This window comes from Capnocytophaga catalasegens, assembly GCF_026005215.1.
GTDB classification, from domain to species: domain Bacteria; phylum Bacteroidota; class Bacteroidia; order Flavobacteriales; family Flavobacteriaceae; genus Capnocytophaga; species Capnocytophaga catalasegens.
Genome location: NZ_BPMA01000023.1, coordinates 39,148 through 54,720, shown reverse-complemented (window position 1 = coordinate 54,720; position 15,573 = coordinate 39,148). Strand labels below are relative to the sequence as shown.

At 32.5% G+C, this 15,573-nt stretch carries 14 protein-coding genes; 7 read left to right on the top strand and 7 right to left on the bottom strand.

Going from position 1 to position 15,573, the window contains the following annotated elements; genetic code table 11:
* The 4 genes from OO775_RS08345 to OO775_RS08330 all read left to right on the top strand — a co-directional run.
* Nucleotides 1–236: hypothetical protein (locus tag OO775_RS08345; protein ID WP_264846626.1), on the top strand; the 236-nt coding region annotated here is incomplete at its 5' end.
* Between the two features lie 431 nt (nucleotides 237–667).
* Nucleotides 668–1,333 (top strand): DUF6261 family protein, encoded by a 666-nt coding sequence (locus tag OO775_RS08340; protein WP_264846625.1) that lies wholly within the window; start codon nucleotides 668–670, stop codon nucleotides 1,331–1,333.
* Between the two features lie 14 nt (nucleotides 1,334–1,347).
* A complete protein-coding gene (locus OO775_RS08335; protein ID WP_264846624.1) occupies nucleotides 1,348–1,716 on the top strand; it encodes a DUF2834 domain-containing protein in 369 nt (122 codons plus the stop codon).
* A 97-nt stretch (nucleotides 1,717–1,813) separates the two neighbouring features.
* Nucleotides 1,814–3,016: a glycoside hydrolase family 57 protein gene (locus tag OO775_RS08330; protein ID WP_264846623.1), complete on the top strand. Its 1,203-nt coding sequence runs from the start codon at nucleotides 1,814–1,816 to the stop codon at nucleotides 3,014–3,016.
* 201 nt (nucleotides 3,017–3,217) lie between these two features.
* Here the strand turns inward: OO775_RS08330 and OO775_RS08325 are convergent, their stop codons facing one another.
* From OO775_RS08325 to OO775_RS08315, 3 genes are all read right to left on the bottom strand, one after another.
* A complete protein-coding gene (locus OO775_RS08325; protein ID WP_264846622.1) occupies nucleotides 3,218–4,246 on the bottom strand; it encodes an endonuclease/exonuclease/phosphatase family protein in 1,029 nt (342 codons plus the stop codon).
* A gap of 42 nt (nucleotides 4,247–4,288) precedes the next feature.
* Entirely contained in the window at nucleotides 4,289–5,734 is a 1,446-nt protein-coding gene (locus OO775_RS08320) for an ATP-binding protein (RefSeq protein WP_264846621.1), read from the bottom strand.
* A gap of 99 nt (nucleotides 5,735–5,833) precedes the next feature.
* Nucleotides 5,834–6,190, bottom strand: a complete 357-nt coding sequence (locus OO775_RS08315; RefSeq protein ID WP_264846620.1) for an SPOR domain-containing protein — start codon at nucleotides 6,188–6,190, stop codon at nucleotides 5,834–5,836.
* A 164-nt stretch (nucleotides 6,191–6,354) separates the two neighbouring features.
* On the opposite strand from OO775_RS08315, the gene OO775_RS08310 reads away from it, so the two are divergent.
* From OO775_RS08310 to OO775_RS08300, 3 genes are read left to right on the top strand one after another with little or no spacing between them, the layout of a single operon-like run.
* Nucleotides 6,355–6,960: a coiled-coil domain-containing protein gene (locus OO775_RS08310; protein ID WP_264846619.1), complete on the top strand. Its 606-nt coding sequence runs from the start codon at nucleotides 6,355–6,357 to the stop codon at nucleotides 6,958–6,960.
* The gene (trmD, locus tag OO775_RS08305; RefSeq protein ID WP_264846618.1) at nucleotides 6,960–7,640 is read left to right on the top strand and encodes a tRNA (guanosine(37)-N1)-methyltransferase TrmD; all 681 of its coding nucleotides are present in this window, start codon (nucleotides 6,960–6,962) and stop codon (nucleotides 7,638–7,640) included. Before OO775_RS08310 ends, trmD begins: the two co-directional genes overlap by 1 nt.
* Nucleotides 7,641–7,680: 40 nt before the next feature.
* A complete protein-coding gene (locus OO775_RS08300) occupies nucleotides 7,681–8,817 on the top strand; it encodes an AAA family ATPase (RefSeq protein WP_264846617.1) in 1,137 nt (378 codons plus the stop codon).
* A gap of 69 nt (nucleotides 8,818–8,886) precedes the next feature.
* On the opposite strand, the gene OO775_RS08295 is transcribed toward OO775_RS08300, so the two are convergent.
* The 4 genes from OO775_RS08295 to OO775_RS08280 form a co-directional block, all read right to left on the bottom strand.
* Entirely contained in the window at nucleotides 8,887–9,330 is a 444-nt protein-coding gene (locus OO775_RS08295; RefSeq protein WP_264846616.1) for a DUF1573 domain-containing protein, read from the bottom strand.
* 32 nt (nucleotides 9,331–9,362) lie between these two features.
* A complete protein-coding gene (gene nusB, locus OO775_RS08290) occupies nucleotides 9,363–10,307 on the bottom strand; it encodes a transcription antitermination factor NusB (protein WP_264846615.1) in 945 nt (314 codons plus the stop codon).
* A 214-nt stretch (nucleotides 10,308–10,521) separates the two neighbouring features.
* Nucleotides 10,522–12,144, bottom strand: a complete 1,623-nt coding sequence (locus OO775_RS08285) for a RagB/SusD family nutrient uptake outer membrane protein (protein WP_264846614.1) — start codon at nucleotides 12,142–12,144, stop codon at nucleotides 10,522–10,524.
* A 4-nt stretch (nucleotides 12,145–12,148) separates the two neighbouring features.
* Nucleotides 12,149–15,337, bottom strand: coding sequence for a SusC/RagA family TonB-linked outer membrane protein (locus OO775_RS08280; RefSeq protein WP_264846613.1), 3,189 nt, complete (start codon nucleotides 15,335–15,337; stop codon nucleotides 12,149–12,151).
* Nucleotides 15,338–15,573: the final 236 nt, after the last annotated feature.

Genomic DNA, 15,573 nt, shown 5'->3' with positions numbered 1-15,573 from the left:
ATTTCCAAGCAATGGCTATTGCTAAAAAATATGTTGGGAGAAATATTAGTAAAACGCCTCATTGGAAAATCGGAAAAAATATCGTTAATAATCGGGATATGTGGTTTGTTTATTTTACTAACAGAAAAGGTAAAGCCAAAGTTCTGGTTATTGACCCTGTAACGGGCATAGTAGATAAAGAACTACGTGTAGTTTTGGCGTTGGACTGCGACCCAACGTATCCAACAAGTCTTTAAAATCATAAATTAACGTGAGTTCGATATAAAAAAGGTTAAAATCTATCTGAAATAATATATTTCATCGTATGAAAATAGTTTAATCTAGAAAAAATAACATATTTCATCGTATGAAAAAGGTTAAAATCTATCTGAAATAACATATTTCATCGTATGAAAAAGGCTAAAATCTATCTGAAATAATACTTTTCATCGTATGAAAAAGGTTAAATTCTATCTGAAATAATACTTTTCATTGTATGAAAAAAGGTTAATATAGAAAAAATAACATATTTCATCGTATGAAAAAGGTTAATCTAGCAAAAACAACATATTTCATTGTATGAAAAAAAGTAATTTCATATACTATTTTTTTTATTAAAAATGATTGATATTAAATATTTTATACGTATATTTGTTGCAAATATTTTAATGTATTAAATTCAATTTTTATGAAAGTAAATTATAGACAATTATCCACCAAAGATTTAGCAGCATTAGCCGAACGTGTTATACAGACTGCTAAACAATCAGAAATTAGCGAAGTACAAAATCATTTGTTTTTAAAGAAATTAGAATCATCTTACACTCCTTATTACGAAGTAGTTTCTAAACAAACATTTAGTGGAAAAGGACAAAGTGTTGCCAAAGCTGATAAAGAACGTGATCAAGCCTTTCGCTCATTGAAAAAATTCCTTGAAGGATATATACAGCTCGACTCTGCACCCAATAATATAGATGCAATAGCTCTTTTTGAAGAATTTAAACTCTATGGTCTTAAAATAGATAAACTTAGTTATGCTGAGCAAACTATTCAGTTAAGTAAATTGATTCAAGCTCTTAATTCTATTAAAAATCAAGAACGCATTAAGAATTTATCGATAGAAACAGCTTTTGAACAATTAAAGAAATCGCATCAAAATTTCATAGAAATCTTTGACCAACAAGCACAAGCCAATTCAGAACTTCGAGAAATTAAAAGTGCTACAGAACTACGCAAAAAATTAGAAAAAGATTTACGTCGTTTTCTTGATTTAGTAACCCTTATGTTCGATGCCGAACAATGGATTCCTCTCTATAATAAACTAAATGAATTTGTAAAAGCCGCTAAAAAATAAATATATATAAGCATATGAAACCATCAATGAAAAACACTTCACGTATTTTTAATTTAGTAAATCTGTATTATGTAATTGCCTTTATAGGATTGATAGTTACTTGGAAGTATAATCTACAATATATGTCTGAGGGAGGGAATTTCTTCTCAGAACAATTAATTACTGATTTATCTGCAAATGCTGTTACGACTTCTTTTGCTGTAGATTTAACAATTGTCAATATTGCTTTTATTGTATTTGTATTTGCTTCATCAAAAAAATATCATATAAAATATCCTTTATTATACATTATACTTGGTACAATAGTTGCTTTGGCATTTGCCTTTCCTTTCTATTTGGCAGTTTTAACCAAAGCACAGAATAGATTACGTTCAGATGTATAAATAATAGAATTATCCCGAAATTTTTATAATACAACCAAAAAATATATATTAAGTTATAAAATATAAGTAAAATATGTTTAATTAAATCTTTTTAATTATGAAAGCTATTTGTTTTTATTTCGAAATTCATCACCCAGAACAACTACGCAAGTATCATTTCTTTGATATAGGTAAGCGTACAGACTATTTTGACTATTATATAAATAAAGCAGATATTGAGAAACTATCTAAAAAATGTTATCTCCCTGCCAACAACATCCTGATGGAACTAATCAAAAAATATAAAGGACGTTTTAAAGTAGCGTTTTCCATTTCAGGTAGTGCGATTGAACTTTTAGAACTTCACGCTCCCGAAGTTATTCTAAGTCTGCAAGATTTAGCCAAAACGGACTGCGTAGAATTCCTCTGCGAACCTTATTCACATTCCCTATCATCACTTTCTGACAATACCGATGAGTTCGAACGTGATGTAAAACACCATATAAAACGAATTAAAGAGCTTTTTGGAAAAAAACCGGTTGCTTTTCGTAATACTTCACTCATTTATTCAGACAAAATAGGTAAAAGAATTGCTAAACTCGGGTTTAAAACAATCCTTACAGAGGGAGCTAAACACATTCTTGGGTGGAAAAATCCAAATTTTGTACATCATCACCCCGATAATGATAAAATTAAGATACTATTGAAGAATTCTAAGTTAAGTGATGATATTTCACTCCGATTTTCAGACAAAAATTGGAATGAATATCCACTTACTGCACAAAAGTATGCACACTGGCTCAAAAGTAGCCTAACCGAAGGCGATGTCATAAACCTTTTTATGGATTATCAAGCCTTTGGAAAATATAATAAACCCGAATCTGGTATTTTTGATTTCTTAAAATACCTTCCACAATATATTTTAGACGATAAAGAATATGCTTTTTTAACCCCTACGGAAGTAGCTAAGAAATTCAAAGCCGAAGAAGCCATTTATGTCCCCAATCCTATCTCTTGGACAGATGAAGAGCGTGATATTACATCGTGGCTTGGTAATGAACTACAAGAAAATGCCTTCGAAGAACTATTTTCTATTTATGAGAATATAAAAAAATGTAAAGATGAAGAACTTTTGCGTGTATATAGCCGATTGCAAGCAAGTAACCACTTTTATTATATGCGAACCAAGTTACTTTCTACCGAATACATTCCTAATAATGACTCACCCTACGCCTCTCCGTACGAAGCCTATATCAATTATATGAATATATTGAGTGATTTTCAAGAGCGCGTACGAAATAGTACTTCCAAAAGTTCATAAATTAGATTAAACAATTATTTTTTGAAAGAAAAACATACATTTTTATACCATGTATAAATTGATTTATAGTGTATCCTACTGCACTTTGACTTCGATTAGGGTAATATTTACTACACTTCGAGTTGGCTAAGTGTGAGAATTTACTGTATTTTAACTTGATTCAGCGTAACAAAGCGGTTGTGATAAAAATTGGAATAAAAATTATTCAGCAAAACGAAATGTTGCTAAAATAGGATAATGGTCAGAGTATTTTATATCTGAAAAAGTTTTAAAACTTGATAGTTGCAATACGGGGTCAGTAAAAATATAATCAATTCGCAACGGAAAATAGCTAAAATTGAACGTTTGTCCAAATCCTTTCCCACAAACAACAAAACTATCTTGAAGTCCCCCCGATTTTATACGCCGATACAAGTACGAAAAAGCCGTATTGTTAAAGTCACCGCAGAGAATAATCTTGTAAGGACATGCTTTATAGTGTGCTTCAAGTAGTTCAACTTGAGATTGTTGCAGTGCAAATCGTTTTCCCAAATTTAACAACAAGCGCTTAGACCCTTCTTGCGATAATTCTTGCTCTTCTGGATTGATATGAAACGACTCGAAGTGTAAACTATACAAGCGCAAAGTGTCTTTTTCAATCAAAATATCTGCAAATATCCCATTGTTTTTGGTATGAGGAAAATTGAGCGAACCGCTGTGAATAATCGGATAATCACTCAGTATAGCCTGCCCAATGTTATCTTTGGCATTTTTGTAAATAATCTTTTTATATTTATAAAAGTCAAAACTATTACTTTCTTTGCGATAAAATTCTTGAATGGCTATAATATTAGGGTGTTCTTGGTCAATAAAATCAACAATTTTGGTATGTAGTGTAGTGTCAGTGTGCCAATTATAATAATTGAATACGCGTGCATTGAATGACATGAGTTTTATATCCGTATCTTGGGGATTATTTTCGCCTGAAAACTGAATAAATCGATTCAAAAAAGGAATACCCAACACAAACAACACTCCTGAAAATAGCCAAACTTTCTTGCTTTTTACAATCCACAATACCATAAAAAAGATATTGATAATCAGAAGTAAAGGCGTAAAAAGGCTCAATGACGAAAATGCAAAGTATTTCGGAGGAATATAGGGCAAAACGTACCCAAACAAGAGCAATCCGCCCAAAAACAGATTGAGCACAAAGATACATTTTTCTATAAAATGAAGTGATTTCCACATACGAATTTGTTTTACTTACTAATGATTAACTTTCAGACCAATTTATAACGGAATGTAAATGACGAACATAGCGCCCTTATTGAGTTCCGAAATCAGTTCGATGCGTCCCTGATACGACTGAACAATGTTTTTGACCATTGCCAAGCCCAGCCCTGAGCCAGTGCTTTTGGTAGTAAATTTCGGTTCAAATATTTTTTCTTGTAACTCTGGGGAAATCCCCATTCCATTGTCTCTAACAGAGAGAACTAACTCTTTGTTTTCTACCCGAAGTAACACTTCAATATAAGGCTTTGCCAGATTACTGGTTGCTTGTAGCGAATTTTTCAGTAGATTGGTTACCACTCGATTGATTTGATTTTTATCAACAAAAGCGATAATTTTTTTGACTTCACTTTGAAAGAAAACACATTCTTTATCAAAAATATCAATTGTGTTTTGTACTATTTTGACTACATCGGTATATTCACGTTGTTGTTCGGGCATTTGAGTAAAGGTAGAGAAAGCCGAAGCGATACTACTGAGTGTATCAATCTGTTGAATGAGTGTTTGCGAGAATTCGGTCAATTTCTGGTGTGCGTTGGGCGAATTTGGGTCAAATTTTCGTTCAAAACTCTGAATAGATAAGCGCATAGGAGTAAGCGGATTTTTAATTTCGTGAGCAATTTGCTTTGCCATTTCGCGCCAAGCTCGCTCCCGTTCATTTTTTGCCAGTGCCTGTTTATTCCTTTCTATTTCATCAATCATCGAATTATAAGCGGTGATTAATTGCCCTATTTCTGCGGAAGGATTTTCTAAAATAATTTTCTCATTGTGTTCAAGAAACTGCGTTTGAGTAAGTCGCTTCTCAATTGTTTTTAATGATTTAGTAATATAGGTCGAAATAAAATACGCCAATACCACAGCGATAATCAGTAGTACTACATATACCATAGACAAATTATACAACGAATTTCGCAAAGAGCTTTCGTTGAACGAATCGTTTTCAAAATTAGGTATATGCAGTATCAGAATGGGTTTAAACTGATTATCATTCACATACGAATACGAAGATTGATAACCTTTCTTATCAATAATAGTATGCTCTATGTATCGTTTATTCACAGCCGATTCCAACGCATTGAGTATAGAGTCTGGAATACAAATGTGGGCAAATCTTTCATCTAAAACAGCACGTGAACTTTTAAGTAAAGTCCCTTGTAAATCGTACAGATTAAAATTTACATTCTGAATATTCGATATTCGATAGATTTCATCTTTGAATATCAGTGGGATATATTGTGCTTCAACCGGAAATGTTGTTTGCAACAATGTATATTGTATCTGGGTTTTTATTTGCTTCTCTTTGTGCAAAAGGCGTTCTTTGTGATACTTGACCGATTGCTTCTTGTACTGCATCGTTGTAACCAAGGCGATTACAGCAAAAGCTACCACCACAAATAGAATCATACTGACCATTATCCGAAACCGAAGTGAAGTCTTTCGTAACATATCACCAAGATATAAGTTAATAGAATATCTGTTGCAAACAAAGAAGTTTTGTTGAAAAAACGCCCTTCTAACTCTTAGAGATAATTGCTCTTGATTTCTTTAATAAGGAGAAATTACAAAACAAGCAGGATAGTGCGCGCGTACTTTTGTTTGTGCTTTTTCGGCTTCAATCCGCGAGCGAAATTTGCCAACACGTACTTTATAGTTAGGCGTTTCGAAAGTTATAGAAACAGGCATATTGAGTTTAGCCGAGGCATTTTTCATTTCGTTATTCGCATCGGTTACATTGCCATTATAAATTTGAATTTGGAAGGTTTTTTCCAATTGTCCAAATTCTTTTTTAACTTCCATAAGCTCTTTAATTTGTGCACTTTGATTGATTTTCATTTCTTGCGAAAATACTGAAAAAAAGCAGACACTACTCACAAAAAACAAGCAGAAATAAATCGTTTTCATCAATAAAATAATTTAATTGGGGCAAATATACTAAAAAAATCAAATCAAATGATGAAAAAAGTTATTTTTGTAGCAAAATAACATTTTATATTTTTTTTAATTGAATTTATTTTTGTCTTTTAAGAAAAAACGTTACTTTTGCTGTTCGTAAAAATATTATTGATATGAAATTAAAAATTTTTATCTCAACACTTGTACTAACAAGTATGCAAACTTCTTGGGGACAAGAATCAACAGATACGCTTGCTGTGGCTGTAAATCGACCCAATACAATTGAAAATCAGTTTGATGATGTTATAGAGAAATCGAATAGTTGGCAACAATTCAAGGTGGTTCCCAAAATGAAATTGTACACCTTAAAGAAAAATATACAAGATAGCTTAAAAGCTCAACAAAATCTACTGCTTGAAAAGACAAATGCAATTACTGGTAATGAGCAACAGATAAAAGAACTCAATCAACAAATAGATACACTTCAAAACAATCTTAATGAACTCAAAAACGAGAAAGATAGTATCAACTTCTTTGGAGCGCTTATCAGCAAAGGGCTTTATTCAGTTATCGTCTGGGGAATAATCTTTGTACTTACCTCTCTGCTGGCTTTCTATATCTTCCGTTTTTCTAAATCAAATATTGTTACCAAGCGCTCTATCAAAGATTTGGAAGAATTACAAAGCGAATACGAAGATTATCGTAGCAAAGCCATTGAAAGAGAACAAAAAGTTAGACGACAATTACAAGACGAAATCAACAAAAACAGAGGCATCTAATGCGAATAGACATTATTACATTGTTGCCTGAACTCTTAAAAAGTCCTTTTGAAGCTTCTATTCTGAAAAGAGCTATCGAAAAAAAACTAGTTGAGATTTATTTTCATGATTTAAGAGATTATGGTTTAGGGAATTATCGCCAAGTTGATGATTATCAATTTGGCGGTGGTGCAGGTATGGTACTGATGATAGAACCTATTGATACTTGCATCACACAACTTAAATCTCAACGCACCTATGATGAGGTAATTTATATGACACCCGACGGACAAACCCTAAATCAGAAAACAGCCAATACACTTTCAACTTTACAAAATATTATAATCCTTTGCGGACATTATAAAGGAGTCGATCAACGTGTGCGCGACCATTTTATCACTCGCGAAATATCTATTGGAGATTATGTCCTTTCGGGCGGAGAGTTAGGCGCTGCTGTACTCTGTGATACAGTTATTCGGCTTCTGCCTGGCGTACTCTCTGATGAAACTTCGGCACTTACCGACTCATTTCAAGATAATCTGTTAGCACCTCCTGTATATACGCGCCCTGCATTGTACAAAGAATGGCAAGTTCCTGAAATTCTTCTCAGTGGAAATACTCCCAAAATAGAACAATGGCGTGAAGAAAAAGCGTACGAACATACGCTAAATCGTCGTCCTGACCTCTTAAAAGACAAATAAAATACTATTCGATTTTTTCCTACTTTAATAAAATAAAAAAATGAAAATAATAAATTCAAAATATTATCGCCCCATCAAAATAATGGGGTTAGATGAACAGGAACATATTGAATTAGTTGATAAACACAAATTATTAGCTTTTACCAATCCGTTTCGCAATCTGTTAGATGATTTGCTTTCAGTGCTGTATCTGTACAATGACGATTTGGTTATTCAGATAGAAAAATTGAAAAATTTTGTCAAATGTACCGATTTTTATTCTATTGAATATGCATCAAAACAAAACAAACTTTTTGAGAGTGAAGCTTGTTTTTTTCATCCCGAATTAGAAATTTTCATACTGACAACCAGTAATTTATCTAATGAATATGATAATCAAATATTTGACGAAGGACTCTTTAAAGTCAATTATGTTTATTACGAAAATACCAATGCAAAAGCCAAAGAAAATCTCGAAATTCTTTTTTCAGAATATATTGAAAAATACATTTCCAAAGAATCAAAAGTTTCTCTTTTGCTAAAAACACAAACTGGTATTGAGCTAAAAACACATACTATAAAACCTTATCGTATTGATTTTGATACGATGTACAATGACGATTTTTTAGAAATTCACAACCGAGTGAAACACGCTATTACAGACGAAAACAAAGGCATTGTACTCTTCCACGGAATAGCTGGCTCTGGAAAAACTAATTATATCAAATGGCTTACAAGTCAAATTCCTAACAAAAAATTTATCTTTGTTCCAACTTCAATGATTGGTTCACTAACTGACCCAAGTTTTATCGGTTTACTTATTGATAACAAAAATTCGGTTTTAGTATTGGAAGACTGCGAAAATTATATCGCAGAACGAACGGCTTTTAACAGCAATACCGATGTGGTTTCATCTATTCTAAACATAGCCGATGGTATCCTTTCAGATGTTTTAGAATGCCAGCTAATATGTACTTTTAATTCTGATATTTCTAAAATAGACTCTGCCTTACTTAGAAAAGGACGCCTTATTGCAGAATACAAATTCAAAGAACTTTCGATAGAAAAATGTAATAAATATTTACAATTTATTGGAAAATCAGTTGTTGTTGATAAACCTTTTTCACTCGCTGAACTAACCAATATTGATTTGAAAGAATTAAAAAACCAAACTGATAACAAAATTGGTTTTTTATAATAAAAAATTAGTATTTAAATAAAAAAATCAGGGAAATCCCTGATTTTTTTATAATTATTCTATGACTGCTTAATCTTGTACTAAAGCTTTGATAGTAAGTAATTGTGAACCAGATTCTGTATTGGCAGTAACGGTAACTGTTTTGGTAACCAAATCTTTCCCAGAACCGTTAAAATGTACCTTAATTTCTCCCGAATCACCTGGCGCTATGGGCTGTGTTGGTTTTTCTGGAACTGTACAACCGCAACTACTTGTTGCATCTGTTATTACAAGAGGGGCATCTCCTGTGTTTTTAAATTTGAAAATTGTTTCAACGGCAGTCCCAGGTTTTATCTTACCGAAATCGTGTTCCAATTTTTCAAAAGTCATCTGCGGAAAACGATTAGCTTCTTGTGCTAATTTTTCAGCTTTTTCCAAATTCTGTTGATTTATTTTTGCTGTAGCATTAGTTCCTGTATTACAAGCTGAAAATAAAACACTCAAAAAAGCGGTAGTTAAAATTATTTTTTTCATTTTCTTATTATTTTTATTAAAATTTTATTCTTTTATAGAAGTCCTCGACCTATTTTTTGCAATAAGCCATTTTCTGAAAACTCTTTGGATAATTTGTCTAATATTCCATTGATAAATATGCTACTCTTGGGGGTTGAATATTCTTTGGCTATTTCCACATATTCGTTAATAGTTACTTTGACAGGAATACTTGGAAATTTCAAAAATTCAGTAATACCCATTTTTATAAGTATTACGTCTATTTCTGCCAGGCGTGTAATCTCCCATTGAGGTGTTTTTCCTTTCAGATATTTATTATATTTTTCATCATTCAGGACTGCCTTGCGCAACAAATCAATAGCAAATTCTTGGTCTACTACATCTTTGAATAATTTGGGAACAAAATACAAAGGTGGATTATCTTGTTTTATTCCTTTTAACAATTTAATTATCAATGTATTGACTAATGGAAAATCATCAAGCCAAGTCATTGCTCCTTCTTGCAGAAAATCGTACAATTTTTCATCAACAGCGATAATTTTTTTATACAAATCAATCAGAAAATTTTTATCTATCTCGAAGCTATTTTGCGAGTTTTGCATATAATATTGATACTCTTCACTTTGAATTATTTGATTATAAAGTAAATCAACGTATTCGCTATACAATTTCCAATTGATTGGATTTTGTTTATCTATCAAATCCACAAGTGGTTGATTATTAACAATATACAAAAGAACTTTGTTGGAAATCAATTTTTGATTTAATTGTTTATCTTTATCCGTTGCCAAATACTTTGCTTTTGAAATTTGTTGCAAAGTTTCGCCTCGTTTTAACAACTCTGTCCATAAACTCATCAAAGCTACATACAACAAGTACATATTATCCATACTTGATAATAAAAACTTTTCTTCTTTTTGTAAATTATGATTTTCCGTTTGATGCAATGCGTAAATAGACTGCATTACTTTGACTCTGATGTGCCTTCTTGTTAGCATTTTTTAAGAACTTTCGTTTATTTTATTTCAAGTGCAAAAATAATAAGTTATTTTGAAAAAAAGTATATTTTTCAAAATATTTTTTGACACAGATATAATTACATAAAAAATTTATAATTTTTACAAAAATATAGTATTTCGTATGATTTAGAAAACATAAATAAAACATAAAGCCACCTAAAAAGATGGCTTTATTACATTATAATGTATAAATTTAAAAATTACTTCCACCGGTATCCCACCATAGACGAGTACCTGGTGAGTCTTTCCCTTTTAAAAAAGAAACTGCTTTAAGTACTTCGCTTTTATTGCTACCTGTTTCTTCATTTTGAGGGAAACTCAAACGTCTGATTCTTATGTTAGAATCTATCTCTCCTGAGCTATAATTCTCTTCTATTGGTAAGAGTTTTGGGTATCCTGTTCTTCGAAATTCTGCCCAAGCCTCAGCTCCATCGGGAAACATAGCTATCCATTTTTGAGTAATGATTTTTTCTAATTTTTCTTCGTTGGAAGCCGAATCATTCCATTTAACAGTTACTTGTGAAGCTGCTGGTGCGTTGTATCTGGTATTTTTAGGGTCTGTATAATCGGCAGGTTTGCTTGTATCATCAGCAAGGTAGGTACTGGCTCCCGATACATCCCATTGTTCCATAGATGTTTCTACGCCTTTTCTGTAAAGATTTTCGGCTGTATCTCCCATAGATGACCAACCTCTTAGAACACCTTCGGCACGTAAGAAATATACTTCGGCGGCAGTCATTAAAATAACAGGAGTAATATTTCTTCTAGATATATCGTAACGACTACCCAAAGTTGAATATTTTACACGCAAATCTTTACTAACCAGATTGATGCCTTGTCGGATACCTTTATATTTGTTTTTTATATTAACATCTTCATCAGTGGCTTTTGAGAAATATTCTGACAGGCGTGGGTCGTTAAGTCCAGTCAAAATGGATTCCATATCGGCACTCATACGTGTATCCGTATAATCATTTGCTAAAACAATTAGTGGATGTCCCATATTGGTTGTAGGAACTAATACATTATCGGAGTTTGAATCAATAACACCTCCGTATTGACTATCTAAAGCTTTTTCGGCTTGTTGTTTAGCTAATGTAGGATTTACTTTACTTACGCGAATAGCCAATCGCAAACGTAAAGAATTAGCCCATTTGAGCCATTTTTTCACATTACCATCATAAATAAGGTCAACTCCTTTCAGATATTCAAGGTCTTCTTTATTAGTCGTTAAGAGATATTCATTCAAATATTTAACAGCTTCGTCTAATTCTTCAAAGAATTGTGTATAAATGGCTTCTTGCGAATCGTAAGGAGTTGTAGTTCCTCCTTTTCCATATTGAGAATAGATAATAGGACCATACAAATCGGTTGATTTATGCATACCAGCAATTTTTAGTATAAGAGCTACGGCATATGTTTCCAATGCTTCACCTTTGTCAAGAGTTTGAGCCTTTACATTGAACCAAGGCTTCATAATGTTATTATTATACATACCGAATGCATATTCATTCCAACCTTCCATCATAAAATAATTTGCATTATTTCTATCATTATTAAAAGCAGTAGGGGGAGTCAAATAGCCACTAAATATGTCTGCATTAAGATTTTGAGCTATTTGAAATTCCCAATTTCCACCACTATTATTATAATAAACAGATTGTTGCATTTGCGGAAAAGCACTTTTGATATATAGCCAATCGGCCTTTTTCAGATCATTTGTTAGTGCATATGGGTCTGCATTATATTTGTCAAAATCACTAGTACAACTTATAATAGTTAAGCCAACCCATATTGTATATAGAATCTTTTTCATTTTTTTAAAAATTAACGTTAATACTAAATCCTATACTTCTTGATGCAGGAATACTAAAAAGATCTGCATTAGAAAGTCCATTACTACTTGTAGAAAGTGTTATTTCGGGATCATAAGGAGCATCTCTGTAAAGGAAAGCTAAATTACGTCCAATAAGCGAAACTCGGATACTTTCAACCGATTTTAGTCGGTCTGTAAGTGATTTTGGCAAATTATACGAAAGGGAAAATTCGCGAAGACGTATATTAGTTGCCGAATATACTGAAGTTTCCCCCACAGGTGCAAGTTTGTAATAAGTTTCAGCATCAATTTTTCCATCGAAACTATCAGTAGTTGTTAAGTCAGGATTTCCTGTTTGTTTGATAATTGTAGTCAAGATACCTTTAACAGAAACACCTCCTTCATTACGAGCATCGGCAGTACGCTGACTACGTCCGTTTTTATCAAGGAAGTTTTGAGTAGAAGAAACTACATTTCCACCAAATCGTCCATCAATAAGAAATTCGAGCGAGAAATTTTTGTATGAAAATTCATTCTTCAAACCTAATAAAAATTTCGGGTTAATGCTTCCAATGTATTCAAAATCATCACTTTGTTGTAGTTGAACATCTTTGTCAATACCATTTTCGATAATACGAGTAAGTAAAATGTCTCCATTATCATTTCTTTTAAAGCGTTTTTCGTACATACGTCCCCATTCCTGACCTTCTTCAAGGCGGAATCGGTATGCTACAGATGAAAGTTCAAGCCCTTTATCTTGATATTGAGAAGGTAAAGATAATACCATATTTTCATTAAGAGAATAGTTCAAATATCCGTTCCAAGAGAAATCTTTTGTTTGAACGGGAGTAAAACCTAACGTAACTTCAAGTCCTCGGTTTTGGATTTTTCCAGCATTGATATAATATTGTGAGTATCCAGATCCCGAGGTATTATCAACTTTAAAATACTGATTTTCAGTAATTGTTTTATATACAGCAGCATCTAAAGTTAAACGATTTTTGAACAATCGAAGATTTAAACCCGCTTCAAGAGAGTTAGAACGTTCTGGTTTCAAATCTTCAAAAGGCTTTACGGTATTAGCTATTGCAATTCCACCCTTGTTAATTTTATCATAAGGTTCTGTAAGTCCCCAAGGCATATCATTTCCAACTTGTGTCCAAGAAAAACGTAACTTACCAAAATCAAGCCATGAAGGTTTTGAATCAGTTTTATTTAACATTTCAGTAAAAACAACGGATGTACCAACTGAGGGATAAAAATAACTTCGATTATTGGCAGGAAGTGTAGAAGACCAATCGTTACGCCCTGTAACATCTAAAAATACCATTTCGTCGTATCCCAAAGAAACGGTACCAAAAACAGATTGCAATTGTTTATGTTTCTTTTCATTAACAGTTCCTCCTTCAATACCCGAATAGTTTCTAAGGTCAAAAAGATTAGGAATTACCAAGTTATGAATTTGAACTTCATTAGTGTGTTCTTTAGTATCAGTAATACTTGTTCCCAAAGTAGCACTTACTGAAAAAACATCAAATGATTTGTTGACAGTCAAAAGCGCATCTCCGTACATTAGCGAATAATTTTGAGTTTTGTATTCATAACGTCCACCTTTACCTGCAATCGTTTTTATTCCTGAATGAACTTTGCGCTCCCCTATTGTAGCCGTCTTATCATAACTTCCTCGAAGTTGGAGGCTTAACCAATTCGTAAAATTGAATTTAGTATTCAATTTGATAATAGCCTTTTCAACTTCATATGAATAATTATGTCGATTAACTAACCAATACGGATTTTTAAATGTATCGCTTTCGTTATACCAATTCATTTGCATAAGTCCATTTCGAGTTGCATCAGGAATTTCGTAAGTATCTCTGTATTGATTAAAAGCAGTCGTTCCTGCTGGGAAAAGATACAATCCTGCAATAGGGTTGAAATATCGTCCAGGTGCTGCAGGAGCGTGGTCTGTATCTTGCTTAGTCAGAGCAATACTTCCGTCAATTTCCATAAATTTTTCAAAAAGAGAAGTAGTAGAACGTAAACTCAAATTATGTTTTTTGAATGTATTAGTAGGCATAATACCACTTGCTGAAGTATTTTGATATGATAAAAAACTCTTAGTAACATTATTTCCTCCACTAACAGATACACCATTTTGAGCCATAAATCCTGTATTGAAAAATTGATTAACAAAGTCATTACTTAGATCTTCTGTAGTACGTTTTGCTCCCCACGCTTCGATAGTTTGCTCATTAACGCCTTTTGTACCCATTGCGTATTGGTCTTGAAACTTATAAGTCATATATGGAATATCAGCCTGTACTGATGAGGTTAAAGAAACTGAAATTTTCTCTGTATTACCTCTTTTGGTAGTAATCAAAACAACCCCGTTAGCAGCTTGGCTACCATACAAAGCTGCAGCGGTAGCTCCTTTTAGTACGTTGATACTCTCAATATCTTCAGGATTGATACCAGCCATACCATCACCTGTATCAACTCCTCCTCCAAAGCCATCACCAATTGCTGTTCCAGAGAAAGCACCACTACTAATGGGAGTTCCATCAACTACGTAGAGCGGTTGGTTATTACCTTGTATAGAACGATTTCCACGTAGCACGATTTTAACAGAACTACCAATTCCTGAGCCTGAGCTAGAAACACTCATACCCGCAGTTTTTCCAGCAAGTGTGTTAAGCACATTACTTGAGGGGACTTCTGTAAGTTCTTTACCAGAAACAGATTGTGTCGCATAAGACAAACTCTTTTCAGAACGCTTAATACCCAATGCTGTAACTACAACTTGGTCAAGCTGCTGCGCTTCTTCTTGAAGAATAATTTTCACACCCGAACGCGATTGAGTTACTTTAATGGTTTGTTCTTTAAAACCTACGTAAGAGAAAACTAGTTCCGTTTTATTATTAGGAACATTGATTTCAAAATTACCATCAAAGTCAGAAATCATACCGATATTAGTACCTTTTACGATGATATTCACACCGGGCAATGGAGTACCCGTAGCATCTGTGATGGTTCCACTTACTTTTTTGTTCTTTTGCATTTGTTCCTGTGTATTGTACACAGAATTTGTTTTTGCTTCGAGAGAAAAACTCCAACACATAGCAAATAAAAAATTCAGCAAAATCCATTTACCCAAAAGAATTTTTTGTTTTGGTTTTCTTAACGAATTATTCATTTTTATTTATAAAATTTAAGTTAAATAACATACTTTTTTTCAAAATAAAAACAATATTATATATGATTTGTTTTAAAAAAAACTTATTGTTTTTATAATTCAAAGATAGAATAAAAAAATAGCTTGTACAATACAAGAACATAAATAAGTAAAAAAATCTAATCTATTATTTTTTTATATAAAAAAATATTTTAGATATCTTTTTTATCCTAAATAATAAACATAAAACAAATTAT